The sequence below is a fragment of the Sporobacter termitidis DSM 10068 genome, from assembly GCF_900130065.1.
Taxonomy (GTDB): domain Bacteria; phylum Bacillota; class Clostridia; order Oscillospirales; family Oscillospiraceae; genus Sporobacter; species Sporobacter termitidis.
This window is the reverse complement of sequence record NZ_FQXV01000004.1, coordinates 1-16,163: the sequence shown is the minus strand read 5'-3', so window position 1 is coordinate 16,163 and position 16,163 is coordinate 1. Positions and strand designations below refer to the sequence as shown.

The 16,163-nt window shown below is 60.0% G+C and carries 13 protein-coding genes; 8 read left to right on the top strand and 5 right to left on the bottom strand.

Annotated features, from left to right (window positions below):
- Nucleotides 1–25: 25 nt before the first annotated feature.
- The 4 genes from BUB60_RS06890 to BUB60_RS06875 all read right to left on the bottom strand — a co-directional run bounded on the left by BUB60_RS06890 (nucleotide 26) and on the right by BUB60_RS06875 (nucleotide 3,345).
- Nucleotides 26–655 (bottom strand): L-threonylcarbamoyladenylate synthase, encoded by a 630-nt coding sequence (locus BUB60_RS06890; RefSeq protein ID WP_073077094.1) that lies wholly within the window; start codon nucleotides 653–655, stop codon nucleotides 26–28.
- 479 nt (nucleotides 656–1,134) lie between these two features.
- Complete coding sequence (prfA, locus tag BUB60_RS06885) at nucleotides 1,135–2,196, bottom strand: peptide chain release factor 1 (protein ID WP_073077091.1); 1,062 nt, start codon at nucleotides 2,194–2,196, stop codon at nucleotides 1,135–1,137.
- Between the two features lie 133 nt (nucleotides 2,197–2,329).
- The gene (locus BUB60_RS06880) at nucleotides 2,330–2,725 is read right to left on the bottom strand and encodes a bacteriohemerythrin (RefSeq protein ID WP_073077089.1); all 396 of its coding nucleotides are present in this window, start codon (nucleotides 2,723–2,725) and stop codon (nucleotides 2,330–2,332) included.
- 182 nt (nucleotides 2,726–2,907) lie between these two features.
- Complete coding sequence (locus tag BUB60_RS06875; protein WP_073077087.1) at nucleotides 2,908–3,345, bottom strand: GNAT family N-acetyltransferase; 438 nt, start codon at nucleotides 3,343–3,345, stop codon at nucleotides 2,908–2,910.
- A gap of 667 nt (nucleotides 3,346–4,012) precedes the next feature.
- Between BUB60_RS06875 and BUB60_RS06870 the strand changes: the two genes are divergently transcribed.
- The 4 genes from BUB60_RS06870 to BUB60_RS06855 all read left to right on the top strand — a co-directional run bounded on the left by BUB60_RS06870 (nucleotide 4,013) and on the right by BUB60_RS06855 (nucleotide 9,975).
- Nucleotides 4,013–5,602: an NAD(P)/FAD-dependent oxidoreductase gene (locus BUB60_RS06870; RefSeq protein ID WP_073077085.1), complete on the top strand. Its 1,590-nt coding sequence runs from the start codon at nucleotides 4,013–4,015 to the stop codon at nucleotides 5,600–5,602.
- 183 nt (nucleotides 5,603–5,785) lie between these two features.
- Nucleotides 5,786–6,298: an NADH-quinone oxidoreductase subunit NuoE family protein gene (locus tag BUB60_RS06865; RefSeq protein ID WP_073077083.1), complete on the top strand. Its 513-nt coding sequence runs from the start codon at nucleotides 5,786–5,788 to the stop codon at nucleotides 6,296–6,298.
- 15 nt (nucleotides 6,299–6,313) lie between these two features.
- On the top strand, nucleotides 6,314–8,170 hold the full coding sequence (locus BUB60_RS06860) for a (2Fe-2S) ferredoxin domain-containing protein (protein WP_084726314.1): 1,857 nt from the start codon (nucleotides 6,314–6,316) through the stop codon (nucleotides 8,168–8,170).
- A 14-nt stretch (nucleotides 8,171–8,184) separates the two neighbouring features.
- Entirely contained in the window at nucleotides 8,185–9,975 is a 1,791-nt protein-coding gene (locus BUB60_RS06855; RefSeq protein WP_073077081.1) for an NADH-dependent [FeFe] hydrogenase, group A6, read from the top strand.
- An 89-nt stretch (nucleotides 9,976–10,064) separates the two neighbouring features.
- Here BUB60_RS06855 and BUB60_RS06850 read toward each other — a convergent pair whose 3' ends face one another.
- Complete coding sequence (locus tag BUB60_RS06850) at nucleotides 10,065–11,639, bottom strand: trypsin-like peptidase domain-containing protein (RefSeq protein WP_073077079.1); 1,575 nt, start codon at nucleotides 11,637–11,639, stop codon at nucleotides 10,065–10,067.
- Nucleotides 11,640–11,943: 304 nt separating this feature from the next.
- Between BUB60_RS06850 and BUB60_RS06845 the strand changes: the two genes are divergently transcribed.
- From BUB60_RS06845 to BUB60_RS06830, 4 genes are all read left to right on the top strand, one after another.
- Nucleotides 11,944–13,479 carry an ArnT family glycosyltransferase gene (locus tag BUB60_RS06845; protein ID WP_073077076.1) on the top strand — a complete coding sequence of 512 codons (1,536 nt, stop codon included), beginning with the start codon at nucleotides 11,944–11,946 and terminating at the stop codon, nucleotides 13,477–13,479.
- Nucleotides 13,480–13,493: 14 nt separating this feature from the next.
- On the top strand, nucleotides 13,494–13,919 hold the full coding sequence (locus BUB60_RS06840) for a GtrA family protein (RefSeq protein WP_073077074.1): 426 nt from the start codon (nucleotides 13,494–13,496) through the stop codon (nucleotides 13,917–13,919).
- A gap of 11 nt (nucleotides 13,920–13,930) precedes the next feature.
- Nucleotides 13,931–15,493 (top strand): NAD(P)/FAD-dependent oxidoreductase, encoded by a 1,563-nt coding sequence (locus BUB60_RS06835; protein WP_073077072.1) that lies wholly within the window; start codon nucleotides 13,931–13,933, stop codon nucleotides 15,491–15,493.
- 443 nt (nucleotides 15,494–15,936) lie between these two features.
- Nucleotides 15,937–16,163, top strand: a 227-nt coding sequence (locus BUB60_RS06830; protein WP_143162293.1) for a transposase, incomplete at its 3' end; no start/stop codon positions are given.

The following is a 16,163-nucleotide window of genomic DNA, read 5'->3' as shown; positions in this document are numbered from 1 at the left end:
TCCACAATATAATAGCGGCGGCGCCTCAGCCTTCCGGGCGGGCGCTCAGCGCAGCTTCGATCGCCGCGCGCGCAAGACCGCCCTGCCGCAGGATCTTCGGCGGGCCGTCGGCCAGGTCGACGATGGTGGACTCGATCCCGACGGTGCACTGTCCGCCGTCGACGGCACAAGCGATTTTGCCGTTAAAAACCTTCAGGACGTCGTCCACGTTTTTGGGGCTTGGCGCGCCGGAGAGATTGGCCGACGGCGCGGCCAGCGGCACGCCGGCAAGCCTGATGAGCTCAAGAGTCTTTTGATGGTCGGGACAGCGAACGCCGACAGTGGCCCCGCCCGCCGTGACGATATCGGGCACGTTGTCCCGCTTTTTCAGGACCATAGTGAGGGGCCCCGGCCAGAAGCGCCCGGCGAGGGCATAGGCGGCGTCCGGGATATCGGCGCAGAATTTTTCCACGTCCGCCATCCCGGTGACGAGAAGGCTGATGGGCTTTGTCTCCGGTCTGTTCTTGACGTCGTAAATCCTCTGGACGGCAGCGCCGTCCAGCCCGTTGGCCGCCAGGCCGTACACCGTTTCCGTGGGCACGGCCACAAGCCCGCCGCCCCGGATGATCTCCGCGGCGGGCGCCATATCGCTGTCGGTGATAAGTAAGGTTTTCAAGGCTTTCTCCTTGTCAGCGCGTCGGAAGGACGTGTATTTTACGAAGTTTGGATCGACGGCAGGCCGAGTCGTCCCGCCGGCTACGGGTCCTTTGTGAATTTCTTACCGCGCGTAGGACGCCGAAGCCGGCGTCCCCTACGGGATGCAGGACGACGGGCGATTGATAATCGCCCCTACGTGAGCCCGGAAGATGCTGCGGCGCGACATAAGGAAAATTCTCAGTCCGCTGCGACGCCAACTCCCTTGAAAAGGGAGCCTCACCCGGAATCCGGGGCGAAGCCTCGAAAGGGGTATGGGGCGAAGCCCCATAAAAAGGGGTCATAGGGCGCAGCCTAGCGAGCGCCAGCGAGCCGCGCCGAAGTCGGCGCGTAAAATCGAGCGTCAGCGAGATTTATGCCGAGGCGGAATTCATTTCCGCCCGGCAGATTAAATCATCAGGGGTCCCCCGCGCGGCCTGCCGCGTGGGGAAATTGGGTGGGCTATTCGGCTTGGTTTTTGAGCTTTTCCGTCTGGTCGGCGATGATGAGAGCGTCGATGACCTCGTCGAGGTCGCCGTTCATGACCTGCTCGAGCTTGTAGAGGGTCAGGCCGATGCGGTGGTCCGTCAGGCGGCCCTGTGGAAAATTGTAGGTGCGGATGCGCTCGGAGCGGTCGCCGGTGCCGACTTGGCTTTTACGCTCGGCCGCCTGGGCGTCGCACTGCTTGCGCTGCTCCTCCTCGTACAGGCGCGAGACGAGAATCTTCATCGCGCGATCCTTGTTCTTGTGCTGACTGCGCTCGTCCTGACATTCGACGACGGTGCCCGTGGGCAGGTGCGTGATGCGGATGGCCGACTCGGTCTTGTTGACGTGCTGGCCGCCGGCGCCGGACGAGCGGAAGGTGTCGATCTGCAGGTCGTTGGGGTTGATCTCGAAGTCCAGCTCCTCCATCTCCGGCAGGACGGCGACGGTAACGGTGCTCGTGTGGATGCGCCCCGAGGACTCCGTATCCGGCACGCGCTGGACGCGGTGAACGCCGCTTTCGTACTTGAGGCGCGAATACGCGCCCTCGCCGACGATAATGAAGCTGACCTCCTTGATGCCGCCGAGCTCCGTCTCATTCAGATTGGCAAGCTCCGTCTTCCAGCGCTTGGAGTCGGCATACATCGAATACATGCGGTAGAGGCTGTTGGCAAACAGCGCGGCCTCCTCCCCCCCGGCGCCGCCCCTGATCTCAACGATGACGTTCTTGGAGTCGTTGGGGTCGCAGGGCAGCAGGAGAATCCTGATCTCCTCCTCGATGCGCTCCATGTCGCAGCGGGCCCTGTCGAACTCCTCCTGCGCCACTTCCTTGAATTCCGGCTCGCACATCAGGGCGCAGGCGTCCTCCATATCCTTCTGTGCTTTCTTGTAGCGGCGGTATGCCTCGACGACCCGGCCCAGCTCCTTCTGCTCCCGGGCAAGCCTTGCATAGAGCGCCGGGTCGGAATAGACATTCGGGTCCTGCATCCGCGTTTCAAGGTCGACGTACTTTTCTTCTATTTCAACAAGCCTGTCGAGCATAAAATCTTCCTTTGTCAATAGTGTCGTATTATGAAATCTGATGGAAATATTATCACACAGACGTGAAATTGTAAACACCGTCCAATGACGCGCAATAACGCAAAAGCAGCGGAACGCGTCCGCTGCCTTCGGATTATTTCGGTATGTACGCGCAGTACTTTTTATCGGACTCCATAATATGCCCGATGAGCCACTCCATCAGAAACGGCATGATCGTCTGCCCCAGGAGGGCCCTGTCCCTTTTGTAGTCCGCCTCGAAGCCGATGACCTTCCGCACAAAGCGGGCGTGCTGCTCCTTATGCGCCTTTAAGCCGGGATATTTAATGAACAGCATGTACGACTCCTCCCTGCTGAAATGCTCTATGGCGTAATTTTTCATCCCGTTCAGCAGGTTCAGGAGGACCTTGTCGCTTTCCCCGGCATCGAGCGCCTCGGCGAGCTTGTTGATCATGCCGACAAGCCGGCGGTGGTCGCTGTCCAGCGCCTCAACGCCGACGCTGATAGATTCGTCCCATTTGACCGGTTCCATTGACGTCACCTTTTTTCTGGCCGCGGTTATTCATCGACACAAATCGCGGATATTTATCTTTATTTATATAATAGAGTGCCGCGTGCCGCGTTGTCAACTCCGCAAACGGACAACGCGCCCCGCACCTGCCTGACGCAGATGCGGGGCGCTCGTATATTTTCAGGATTACGCCGCGGCCCTGTTTATATAATGAGACGGCGGTTGGGCGCGTTCTTCACTTCCCGCTTGAGGGCCATCAGGCGCTGGGGCTGGGCCAGGGGCTGGAAGCCGCAGTTGGCGTAGAGGCCGTGGGCGTCCCGTGTTGAAAGCAGCCACTGGTAAACGTCCTTCAAGCTCTCGTGATCTAAAATATAATTGACGAGGCTCTGCCCGATGCCCTGATTTCTGTACCGCTCGTCCACATAAACGTCCATGATGTAAGCGAACCTGGTTTTGTCGGAAACGGCTCTCGCGTAGCCGATCTGCTCGTCCTCCACAAACGCCCCGACGACGAGCGCGGAATTGGAGGCGCCCCGCATGACCTCATCCTGCCCGATGTCCTCGGACCAGTATGCCTTTGCCAGCATATCCGTCACCTTTGTGAAATCCATTTTTTCATAACCGTCGCAGATATGTACCATATAATATTTCCCCCATTAGATTAACATTCCCCGCAGTTATACATTATATCTCAACGCGCCGGTGTTTGTACAGTGATTTATAGCAAAAAGCACAAATTAACGTGTTTTGGCAATTCTTTAACAAAGTTCATGCAGTTGGCGATAAAGTCCGCAAAAAATCCGGCAATATCCGCCCCAAGCGCGGCAAATTCCGCGCGGGATATACCCCCCGCAAAGCACAACCCCGCATCCGTCCTGCGCGGATGCGGGGCTACCTCGCCTGTTCATCTGTCAATAAATTCGTCCGCCTTTCTCCCTGGGAACCTCCGAAACCCTGGTCATACATTTCCTTTGCAGCTGGCGCGCACGCAGGCTCCCGAAGGATGCCGGCGGATATTATTCCGCCGTTTTGCGCGTTTGGACATTGTGTCCCCTCTGCCGTAAATATCTGCCGGGCTCAAAAGCTCACCGGAAAATTCCACCCGAAAGGGCTCGCCCTGTTGGGCCGGCTGCGTAGAACATTGGAATCACCCTTTCTGTCTATAATATACTACACTCACTCCTGTTTGTCAATATCATTTATATATATTTCACAGACATGCTCGACCTGTCCGACGGCTGTACTTGTCCGGGAAAGGAAATGATGATACCATCGGAAGGACAATTTTCCGGAAAGGAAATATGGTAAATGATCAAGATTTCAAACCTGAGAATCCCGGCGTCCGTCGGCGCGGACGGGCTGGCGGCTTTTGCCGCGGACGCCCTCGGCGTCAGCGCCGGCGATATCAAAGCGCTCACAATCCTGAAACGCTCCGTGGATGCCCGGCGCAAAAACGACGTCCGCTTCGTCTATACGCTGGCGCTGTCGGCGGCGGCTGAGGAAAAAATCCTAAAGGAGAACAGCGGCCTTGCCGCCCCGTATACCCCGCCCGAGACGTATGCGTTCCCGTTTGTCGGGCTCGGCGCCGGAGCAAGGCCCGTTGTGGCGGGGCTGGGTCCGGCCGGCCTGTTTGCCGCCCTGTGCCTGGCGGAAGCAGGCCTTGCGCCGGTCGTCCTCGAGCGCGGGAAGCCCGTGGAGGAGCGCGCACGGGACGTCGAGCGCTTCTGGCAAACGGGCGCGCTGGACGAGGACTCGAACGTCCAGTTCGGCGAGGGCGGCGCGGGGACCTTCTCGGACGGCAAGCTGACCACGGGGATCGGCGACGAGCGCATCTCCTACGTGCTGCGGCGGTTCGTGGAGTTCGGTGCGCCGGAGGATATCTTATATCTGGCACAGCCGCACATCGGTACCGACAGGCTGCGGCGCGTCGTGGCCAACCTGCGCGCGCACCTTTTGACGCTGGGCTGCGACATCCGCTTCGGGCACCGGCTCGCCGGGCTAAGCTTTGACGGCGGCAGTCTCCGGTCGGCGGAGGTCGAGACCGGCGGCGAAGCGTATCAGCTGGAGGCCCCGCACCTGATCCTGGCGCCGGGGAACAGCGCGCGCGACACATTTGAAATGCTGGAGCTCGCCGGCGTCCGGCTGTCGGCAAAGAACTTCTCCGTCGGCGTGCGCATCGAGCACCTGCAGAAGGATATCGACCTGGCCCAGTACCGTCAGGCGGCCACGCTGGGCACGCTGCCCGCCGCCGACTACAAGCTCGCCGTCCACCTCAAGGGCGGCCGGGCGGTCTACACCTTCTGCGTGTGCCCGGGCGGGGCCGTGATCGCCTCGGCCAGCGGCACCGGCCAGGTGGTGACGAACGGCATGAGCGAATACGCCCGAGACGGGGTCAATTGCAACGGCGGCCTGCTCGTCAGCGTCACGCCCGATGATTTCGGTGCGTCTCCCCTTTCCGGTGTACGCTTTCAAGAGGCGCTGGAACGGGCGGCGTTCACCCACGGCGGCGGCGATTACCGCGCGCCGGCACAGCTTGCCGGAGATTTTCTGGCCAGGCGGCCGTCCAGGTCCTGCGGCACCGTCACGCCCACGTACAGGCCGGGCGTCCGCTGGTGCAATCTCTGGGATGTGCTGCCGCACTTCGTCTGCCAGGCGCTGGCCGAAGCGCTGCCCGCGCTCGACAAAAGCGTCCGCGGCTTTGCGCACCCCGACGCCGTGCTGACGGCCGTGGAGACGAGAAGCTCCTCCCCCGTCCGCATCGACAGGGACGGCTATCAGGCGGCCGGGCTCAAAGGCCTCTACCCCTGCGGCGAAGGCGCCGGCTATGCCGGGGGCATCATGTCCGCCGCCGTCGACGGTATTCGCACCGCCGAGGCATTATGTGCACGTATCCGATAGATAACGATTAATTGCCGCAACAACCGTGCCAGGGCCTCATTCAAGTTTAATTTTTTCGCCATCAATTTAGTTAATTTTTTAACATGAATATATTGATTTTTCAAAAAATGCAGTTTAGTATATTCAGTGTTGAATAATTCATCTGTTGCTTTGCGGGCAAAATCATTGTCAGAGGGTGAAAAAATGAAAACGACGGTAAATCACGTTTCCGGCTGCACCGGCACGGAGGAGGAACTGCTGCAGCGTGTCCGGCAGCTCGCGTCAGGCTACAAGGACAAGGAAGGGAGCCTCATACAGGTCCTGCATATGGTCCAGAGTGTGTACGGATATCTCCCGCTCACCGTCCAGCAGATCGTCGCCGAGGAGCTGGGGCTGCCGCTGTCCACCGTAGCGGGCGTCGTGAGCTTCTATTCTTTTTTTGCCACCACGCCGCGGGGCCGCCACACCATCCGCGTCTGTATGGGCACGGCCTGTTATGTCAGGGGCGGCGTGAGCATCGTCGAGTCGCTGGAAAAGCAGCTCGGCATTCAGGCGGGCGGCACAACGGCCGACGGCGTCTTCACCTTTGAAATTGCCCGATGCATCGGCTCCTGCGGCCTGGCGCCGGCGATGACGATCGACGACACGGTATATCCCGAGGTCAAGGCCGCCGATCTCCCAAGCATCCTTGAGCCGTGGTACTGCGGCGGAAAGTGAGAGGAGTGACGCACGATGCGCAATGCGATTATCAAAAGCCCGAGCGATCTTGCGGCCCTTCGCGATGCCATCCGTACTCAAGCCTCTACATATAAATTCACCGTTTACATCTGCGGCGGCGCCGGCTGCGTCTCGTCGCGCTGCGACAAGGTGGCCGAAGCCCTCAGGGCGGCCGTAGACAGCGCGGGGCTTTCTAACGACGTCCGGCTCGTCGTCACCGGCTGCATCGGGCTGTGCGCCCACGGGCCGTGCATGGTGGTGGACCCCGACGGCGTCTTCTACGGCGACCTCACCCCCGAAAAGGCATGGTCCATCGCCGACAGGCACCTGAGGGGCGGCGAGCTCGTACAGGAGCTCTGCTATTTCGACACCGACAGGGGCGAATACCTCCCCTACATGAAGGATATCGGCTTTTTCTCCGAGCAGGTGAAAATCGCCCTGCGCAACTGCGGCAGGGTCGACTTTTCCTCCCTGGAGGACGTCGTCGCCCACGACGGCTATTTCGCCTTGGCCAAGGTTCTCACGGACCTGGGCCGCGAGAGGACGGCGCAGGAGCTCATCGACGCCGGGCTGCGCGGCCGCGGCGGCGCCGGCTTCCCCACGGGCGTCAAGTGGCAGTCGGGCATGAACCAGCCGGGGGATCAGAAATACATCATCTGCAACGCCGACGAGGGCGACCCCGGCGCGTTCATGGACAGGAGCGTCCTGGAGGGCGATCCCCACAGCGTCATCGAGGCGCTGGCCATCGGCGGCTACGTCATCGGGGCGAACAAGGGCTACGTTTACGTCCGCGCGGAATATCCGCTGGCGGTGGACCGCCTCGGCAAGGCGCTTGACGACGCGCGCGCGGCCGGTCTCCTGGGCAGCGACATTCTCGGTGCAGGCTTTGACTTTGATATCGAGATCCGCATCGGCGCCGGCGCTTTCGTCTGCGGCGAGGAAACCGCGCTGATCAATTCCATCGAGGGCAAGCGCGGCGAGCCGCGGCAGAAGCCCCCCTTCCCCTTCCAGTCGGGGCTCTGGGGCTGTCCGACCATCATCAACAACGTGGAGACCCTCGCCAACGTCCCCGCCATCATTTTAAACGGCGCCGGGTGGTTTGCCTCCTACGGGGTCGGGAAAAGCCGGGGCACAAAGGTTTTCGCCCTGGCCGGCGATATCGTCAATTCCGGCATCATTGAGATACCCATGGGCATGACGCTCCGGACCATCATCTTCGGTATGGGCGGGGGCATGAAGGGCGGCAGGGCTTTCAAGGCTGTCCAGTCAGGCGGCCCCTCCGGCGGCTGCCTGACTGTTGCGCACCTGGACGTCTCCGTGGACTACGAGAGCCTGTCGGCCATGGGAGCGATCATGGGCTCGGGCGGCCTCATCGCCATGGACGAGAACACCTGTCTGGTGGACACGGCCAGGTTCTTCATGGAATTCGTCCAGGACGAGAGCTGCGGGCACTGCGTTCCGTGCCGCAGCGGCACAAAGCGCATGCTGGAGCTGCTTTTGAAAATCACGTCCGGGCGCGGCGCGCCGGAGGACCTGGAGGAGCTGCAGGAGCTGGCCGTCATCGTCGGCCAGACGGCGATGTGCGGCCTGGGTCAGACGGCGCCGAACCCCGTTTTGACAACGCTCAGATACTTTAAGGACGAATATCTTGCCCACGTCGTCGACAAGCAGTGCCCGGCGCACGTCTGCAAAGCGCTGAGAATCTACGCCATCGACCCGGACAAATGCCGGGGCTGCGCGGCCTGCGCCGCGAAATGTCCCGCCGGCGCGATTTCCGGCGTTATCCGGCAGCCCCATTCGATAAATACCGACAAGTGCGTCAAGTGCGGCGTCTGCAGCGACGCCTGCAAGTTTGACGCGGTTGTCTGTTAAGGGAGGGCGCGACGATGCTGGAACTGACGATTAACGGGAAACCCGTATCCGCGCCCGAGGGCGTAACGCTCCTCCAGTGCGCCAAGCTCGCCGGCGTCAAGATTCCGACGCTGTGCAGCCTCCCCGGCATCCACACCAACGGCTCCTGCCGTATCTGCGTTGTGGAGGTGGAGGGGCAAAAAAACCTGATGGCCTCCTGCATCGTCAAGGCGCAGAACGGCATGGTGGTGAAAACGAACTCGGAAAGGGTCCGGAAAGCCAGAAAAATTCTGTACGATCTCGTCATATCCAGCCACCCGAAGGACTGCATGAGCTGCGGGCGCAACCAAAGCTGCGAGCTGCAGGAGCTGGGCTATACGCTGGATATCAGCACGGCAAGAATTCCCAACAAATCGACGAGGGCACCTATCGATATATCCCCCGCGATCACCCGGGACCCGTCCAAATGCATCCTCTGCCGCCGCTGCGTGACGGCCTGCAACGATATTCAGGGCGTCGGTGCCATCGGCAGCCAGAACAGGGGCTTTGAAACGACGATTTCCCCCGCCATGGACCTGCCGCTTCTGGGCGTCAACTGCGCCATGTGCGGCCAATGCTCCGCCGTCTGCCCCACGGGCGCCATCGTCGAAACAGACCATATCGGCAGGGTCTGGGCGGCGCTGAGCAATCCGTCGAAGCGCGTGGCCGTTCAGGTCGCGCCGGCTGTGCGCGCCGCGCTGGGCGAGGAATTCGGTATGGAGGCCGGCACCCGCGTCACCGGCAGGCTGGCGTCGGCGCTCCGCGAGCTGGGCTTTGACGACGTCTTCGACACAAATTTCGCCGCCGACCTCACCATCATGGAGGAGGGCGCCGAGCTCCTGCGCCGTCTGCAGGCGGCCCTGACCGGGGAGGGCGCCGTTCTCCCGATGCTCACGAGCTGCTCCCCGGGCTGGATCAAGCACATCGAGCACGCCTTTCCGGGCCAGCTGGACCATCTGTCCACCTGCAAAAGCCCCCACATGATGCTGGGCGCGCTCATCAAGAGCTGCTACGCCGAAAAGCTCGGCGCCGAGGCGAAGGATTTCTTCGTCGTCTCCGTCATGCCGTGTACGGCGAAAAAGTACGAGATCCAGCGGCCCGAAATGCAAAATAACGGGTATCCAAACGTGGACGCCGTCATCACCACGCGGGAGCTGGGGCGCATGATCAAATCGGCGGGTATCGACTTTGCCGGCCTCCAGGAGAGCGATTTTGACGCACCCTTGGGCTTTTCCACCGGGGCCGCCGACATCTTCGGCGTTACCGGCGGCGTCATGGAGGCGGCGCTCCGCACCGTTTACGAGCTGGCCACAGGCCGGGAGCTCCCCTCCGACAACCTGCACCTGACGCCGATTATGGGCCTTGACAGCATCAAGGAAGCGGCGCTGAAATTTGAAGACGTCAAGCCGGAATACGGATTCCTGGAGGGCGTGACAGCCCGCGTGGCCGTGGCCAGCGGCCTCAAAAACGCCGACGTGCTCATGCACCAGGTCGAAGACGGCGCAAGCCCCTATCATTTTATCGAGATCATGGGCTGCCCCTCCGGCTGTATTAACGGCGGCGGTCAGCCGCGTATGGCCGGCAAGCCGGAGGATTACAAGGTCCGCCGCATGAAAGCCATCTACGCCGAGGACGAGAGCAAAGCGCTCCGCAAATCCCACGAAAACCCCGACGTCCTGGCCCTTTATAAGGATTACCTCGGCGAGCCCGGCGGCCACGTGTCCCACCGGCTCCTGCACACGACGTACACAGAGCGCGGCAACTTCAATGAGCTGATCGCGACATAGCGGAACACTCCCTCCGGCATAGGCCGGAGGGAGTGTTCGATGCGCACCTGTGAAACGAGACGCCGCGGCGGCGCCCCAGCGGGGGCGAGCTAAAATATCTGTACGCGGATGCACTCCGTGCCGTCGAGGTCGACGTCGCTGAAGGTCATGGTGATGCCGTAGGCCGCATTGATGTAATAGGTGATGATCTGGCCGTTTTCGATGGCGTAGCCATAGAACTGGAAGCAGTTGTCATCCAGGAGGCCGGCGTACCCGTTAAGCGCGTCCTCGATCGTTTTGGACAGGTCGCTCACCTTGTAGTAGTAGGTGGTGCCGAACTCGTCGTCCTGATAAACGGGAGCGCCGGCATAGGCGCCGAAATCCGGCACCGGGTAGTGCTCGGCGTAATACTTCGTATCGGGCAGGATCGATTTCAGCGTGACGAGCTTTGTGGCGCCGAAATCCTTGAGCGTGGCGATTGGCAGGGCGAGATTGATGTTCTGGGCGCCGCTGGCCGTCGCCGTTGTGACGCCGATAACCTTGCCGGAACGGTTCAGCAAGGCGCCGCCGCTGCTGCCGGAGGAGATCGCCGCCGTGGTTTGTATGTAGTTCCGGCCTTCCACATCCCGCGAAGCACTGGAGATGATGCCGGTAGAAATGGTGTTTTTAAAGCCCAGCGGGCTGCCGATGGCGTAGACGTCGTCTCCTGTGACCGGCGCGCCGGAATCCTCCGTCTGCAGATATGGGAAGCCGCCGCCGTCGACCTTGATGAGCGCCAGGTCCTTCTCCTTGCTGTAATCGTACACGCCGGCAACGTCGTACTCCTTGCCGTCGGCCGTGGTGACGACGGCGCTGGCCGCGCCGTTGATGACGTGGAAATTGGTGACGGCCAGTCCGTTCTCGTCAATAAAGAAGCCGCTGCCCGTTTTGATGGCGGTGCCTTTGATATCGAACAGCTTTATGAAGAAGACGGCCGGCGCGCATTTTTCGAAAATCTGCGTTGTTGTCAGGTCAAGGCGCAGCGTCACGCTCTGCCGGAAGGAGGCGTTTGCCATGCGCGTGACGATGGCGGCGACTTCGGCCCTGGTGATATCGTTGTTCGGCAGGAAATGCCCCTGAGCGTCGCTGCCGACGAGGACGCCGGCTCTGTACAGCGTATAGACGGCCGGCGCGTAGGTGTAGCTGAACGGCACATCGGGGATGGCGTTATCCTCGACGCTGTTTTTCACAGTCAGCGCCTCCTCTGGAAGTGCCTTGGCAAGGATCTGCGCGAAGTCCGACCGCGTCGCCTGCGCGTTGTAATCGGCATAATCTTCGGAGATGATGCCGTTTTTCAGAGCGTAATCCGCATAGGGCCTGTACCACGGCACGGAGGCTGTAAAGTCCGCCCTGCCCGTCGTGTAAACGCTGTGCAGGCAGGCGGCCAGCTTGACGGCCTCGGCGATTGTCAGATGCTCGCCGGGCGCATAGGTCGACGTCGTCGTGCCGTCGATCAGGCCGTACTCGAAGCCAGCCTGAACGTACGGCGTGTACCATTGGGAGGACGCCACGTCTGTAAACAGCCCGCTTTGATATGTATTGACCCTGACGAAGTTGCCGAGCCCCCCGGACGCGAGAGCGGCGGCTGGCAGGACCCCGATTGCCAGGATGAGGACGAGCAGAACAGATGCGATGCGCTTTTTCATGGTAAGCCTCCAAATTGATGACGTGACCGAACGCCTGCGGCGTCAAAGCCCAGTTTTAGGAAAATTCTTAATCCCGCCTTATTATACTTTATATGCCACGGATAACACAATAATAACAGCACATCTTTCCATTATTTTATTCTTTTCTGTCGATAAACGAAAATTTTTATCAGCGGGGCCAGCCGAATGTTCACAATTTATTCATAAAGCGCGTCAAAAATTGCGATAAAATTATAAAAATCAGGTGTAAAATGGCTCGGATATCGCATCGACAGAGAAAGGGCTCAGGCCGGTGGAAGACAGATTGAACTTGAACAATGGCGGCGGCTTCCGGCGGATGTTCGCCGGCTTTTCGGCGTATATCTGGCTTTTTGCCGGATTATTTATTTTTTACCTCATTTTCTCCCCGCTTGTGACCCTCAGCGGAAACAGCGGCGCGCTGGCCCAGGCGTCGGCGCCATATGACGGCGACCCCAAGGTCATGCTGGCGATGGCGCTTTTGCTGCTGGCTCTCCTCGCCGCCGCCGTGTACCTCCTCGCGACGCGGCGCCTGACGGCGGGCCGGCTCACCGCCCTGGCGATCGCGGCCGGCTTTGTCCTGCGCTTCGGCTATATGCTGTACACGCCGTTTTATATCCGGGGCCACGACGTTTTATCATACGGCGGCTACGGCCACCTGGACTATATCTACCGGCTCTTCAGGCTGGAGGGCCTGCCGGATTCCTACGGCGGGCAGTTTTATCATCCGCCGCTGGCGCACATCGCGGACGCGGCCGTCGCCAAAATCTACGCGCTTCTCACCGGCGCGACGGACCTGGACACGATATTCGAGTCGTCGAAGCTCGTGCCCTGCTTTGCCTCCAGCGCCCTGCTTGTGATGAGCGGCCGACTGCTGGACGCGCTGGACTTTTCGCCGCGGGCCAGGGCGGTCGCTCTTATCGTCATCGCCTTTCACCCCACGTTTATCCTCCTGTCCGCCAGCATCAATAACGACATGCTGATGGTGTTCTTCTTCATGGCGGCGTTTTTATATACCGTCCGCTGGTATAAAAACCCCTGTTACAAGAACATTATCCTCCTGGCGCTCTGCATCGGCGGCGCGATGAGCACGAAGTTTTCCGGTTCGCTGATCGCCGTTTTTACAGCGCTGATCTTTATTCTCGGCCTGGCGCGCCACCTGCGCGAGGGGAAATCGTGGAACATTTTCGGCCAGTTCGCCGTCTTTGGTGTGATCTGCATTCCGCTGGGTCTGTGGTACCAGATACGCAATCTGATGCTGTTCGGGCAGCCGCTGGGCTTCGTAGCCAGAATATCCGCGACAAGCGCGCTCTACGTTGGGGACAGGACGGCCGCCGAGCGTTTTCTGACGTTCTCGGTGCCCAATATGCTGCAAAATCCCTACTGCAGCCCCTTCGACGATTTCAGGCTGTGGGAGTACACCGTCCGGTGCGCGCTCTTCGGGGAGTTCGCCTTCTCGCCGAAGCACGACGCTGCGGCCGCTGTCATGATCATCGCCAGCGTTGTTCTGATTATCCTGTCGCTGGCCGCTGTGGTCTGGTTTTTGTTTTTCGACAGACGGAAAAATCGCCTGGCCGTGCTGGGCTTTACCGCGGTATGGGCGCTTTTGATGGTGTCCTTTGTGTATTTCAACATTAAATACCCCTTCGGCTGCACCATGGATTTCCGCTACATCGTCCCGACGGTGATCACCGGGGCCGCGTTTCTAGGGCTCTTGTCGGACAAGCTCGCGGGCGGCAGGGGCCGAAAGGCGCTCTTCGGCGCCTTCTGTGCCGTTCTGGCCGTATTCTGCGTGTCCTCCGCCGTCTTTTATGTCATATAGGTGGTTCATTCAGCATGGATAAAATCAAAAACCTCAGGCCGCTGCTCCTCGAATTCATCCGGTACTGCGTCGTCGGCGGTGCGGCGTTTCTGGTCGACGCCGGCATACTGGCGCTCTTCAATCAGGTGATTCTGCCGGAGCTCGGCGGTTACAGGCTCTATATCGCCACGGCCATCGGCTTTCTGGCCGGGCTCGTATTCAATTACATTTTTTCGCTGCTCTTCGTATTCAGCGCCGCGAAAAACGGCAGGGTTGGGCGCTCGGTGGGCGCGTTTGCGATATTCGCCGTTGTCGGCGGCATCGGCCTGGGCCTGACGGAGCTGGGCATGTATATCGGCGTATCCCGCCTGGGGCTGCATTACATGCTCGTCAAGGTCGTGGTCACGGCCGTTGTGCTCATGTGGAATTATCTCGGCAGAAAAATACTTATTTTTAAATAGGAGACAAGGAAATGGCAGACAAGACGGCGATCATCATCGGCGCCGGCCCCGCGGGGCTCACCGCCGCGTACAAGCTGCTCACCGACACGGATATCAAGCCGATCGTGCTGGAGGAGACCGGCTTTATCGGCGGCATCTCCCGCACGGCGGAATACCATGGCAACAGGATGGACCTTGGCGGCCACCGTTTTTTCTCAAAAAACGAGGAGATCATGAACCTCTGGCGGGAGATTATGCCCCTCCAGGGCACGCCGGCCAGGGACGATACCCTGCTGGACCGGAAGAAGCCCCTGGCCCCCGGCGGGCCGGACCCCGAGAAAACCGACCGCGTCATGCTCGTACGAAACAGGGTCTCGCGGATATTCTATCTCCGCAAATTCTTCGATTACCCCATCTCTTTAAAGGCGCAGACGTTTATCAACATGGGCTTTTCCCGTACCATGATGGCCGGCTTCGGCTATATGCGCTCGGCGATATTCAAGCGGAAGGAAGAGTCGCTGGGGGACTTTTACATCAACAGGTTCGGCAAGCCGCTGTACGAGATGTTTTTTGAGGATTACACCGAAAAGGTTTGGGGCGTGCACCCCGGCAAAATCTCGCCCGACTGGGGCGCGCAGCGCGTCAAGGGGCTGTCGCTGTCAAAGGCCGTCCTCAGCATCCTGAAAAAGCCCTTCGTCGGGAATAGCAGCAAAAATGTCGAGACGTCGCTCATTGAGGAGTTCAATTACCCCAAGAAGGGACCGGGGCAGCTCTGGGAGCAGCTGGCCGAGCTCGTCCGGGAAAAGGGCGGCGAAATCCGCATGAATACCCGCGTGACGGAAATTCACGGGGAAAACGGCCACGTTGCCGCCGTCACCGCCGCCGGTGACGATGGCGAGGCCACACGGCTCACCGGAGATTATTTCCTTTCCTCCATGCCGGTCAAGGACCTGGTTTGCGGCATGTGCGACGTCCCGGCAAACGTCCGCGAGGTCGCCGAGGCGCTCCCCTACCGGGACTTTATCACCGTGGGTCTCCTGCTGAAGCGGCTGGAAATCAAAAACGAGACGAAAATGAAAACCGTCGGCAATATCGTCCCCGACTGCTGGATCTACGTCCAGGAGCGCGACGTGAAGCTCGGCCGCCTGCAGATCTTCAACAACTGGTCGCCATATATGGTGGAGGATCTGGAGAATACGATCTTTGTCGGGCTGGAGTACTTCTGCAACGAGGGCGACGACATGTGGACGATGCCGGATGAGAAATTCATCGAGTTTGCCATCGGGGAGCTGGAGAAAATCGACGTCATCAGGCGCGAAAACGTTTTGGACAGCGTCCGTATCAACGTCAAAAAGGCCTATCCCGCCTATTTTGGCTCGTACGCCCGCTTCGGCGAGGTGCGCGATTTCCTCGACACGTTCGACAACCTTTACTGCATCGGCCGCAACGGCCAGCATAAATACAACAACATGGATCACTCGATGCTGACGGCCATCGAGGCCGTCGCCGCCATCTGCGGGAACAAAAAGAGCAAAAACGACATCTGGAACGTCAATACGGAGACGGAGTATCACGAGACGAAAAGCGGGGCGTGAGGATTGCTGCGGCGCGGAGACGATTTGCCGCCTGCAGGCGGAGGGACGTGAAAGCTCCGCAGGGTCACTTTTCTGCACGAGCAGAAAAGTAACCAAAAGACACGCATAAGGGGGAGGCTTTTGCAAGCCGCCTCCCCCTTATGAATCCTCCTCCCCGAAACAAAGAGGCTGTGCATTGGAAGAACGGTCTTTCGTTATCTTGTCACTCGCCTAAACCTCAAAGGGCGAAGCCCCGTTTACCGGCCTTCGGCGGCCTGCCGTGGTGCGATCATGTATTGTACGCAACCCGTAGGGGACGCCGCCCTCGGCGTCCCACCACACGGCACCCTGGGGACCGCTGTGGGGCGGGGGCTTGCTCCCGCCGTTCTTGTGCCGTGCGCCGTACTGGCTCATGCGGACACGAGAAATGGCTGATATAATATCAGACAAAAGAGGTGTCCAACATGAAGAAATTCGATGCAGAATTCAAGAAAGAAATAGCGCAATCGTTTCTGGACGGCCATAGGACGGCGCGGAGCCTGGCGGCGGAGCTGGGCCTGCATTCCAACACAATATATAAATGGGCGGAACAGTACAAAACCGATCCGGAAAACGCCTTTCCTGGAACAGGCCATATGAAGCCTGACGAAGAGGATTTGGCGAAAGCACAGAGACGTATCCGAGAGCTAGA

Coding starts and splice junctions, on each gene's coding strand:
- prfA (WP_073077091.1), bottom strand. CDS start 2,196: ATGCTCGACAGGCTTGTTGAAATAGAAGAAAAGTACGTCGACCTTGAA.
- BUB60_RS06880 (WP_073077089.1), bottom strand. CDS start 2,725: ATGGAACCGGTCAAATGGGACGAATCTATCAGCGTCGGCGTTGAGGCG.
- BUB60_RS06875 (WP_073077087.1), bottom strand. CDS start 3,345: ATGGTACATATCTGCGACGGTTATGAAAAAATGGATTTCACAAAGGTG.
- BUB60_RS06870 (WP_073077085.1), top strand. CDS start 4,013: ATGATCAAGATTTCAAACCTGAGAATCCCGGCGTCCGTCGGCGCGGAC.
- BUB60_RS06865 (WP_073077083.1), top strand. CDS start 5,786: ATGAAAACGACGGTAAATCACGTTTCCGGCTGCACCGGCACGGAGGAG.
- BUB60_RS06860 (WP_084726314.1), top strand. CDS start 6,314: ATGCGCAATGCGATTATCAAAAGCCCGAGCGATCTTGCGGCCCTTCGC.
- BUB60_RS06855 (WP_073077081.1), top strand. CDS start 8,185: ATGCTGGAACTGACGATTAACGGGAAACCCGTATCCGCGCCCGAGGGC.
- BUB60_RS06850 (WP_073077079.1), bottom strand. CDS start 11,639: ATGAAAAAGCGCATCGCATCTGTTCTGCTCGTCCTCATCCTGGCAATC.
- BUB60_RS06840 (WP_073077074.1), top strand. CDS start 13,494: ATGGATAAAATCAAAAACCTCAGGCCGCTGCTCCTCGAATTCATCCGG.
- BUB60_RS06835 (WP_073077072.1), top strand. CDS start 13,931: ATGGCAGACAAGACGGCGATCATCATCGGCGCCGGCCCCGCGGGGCTC.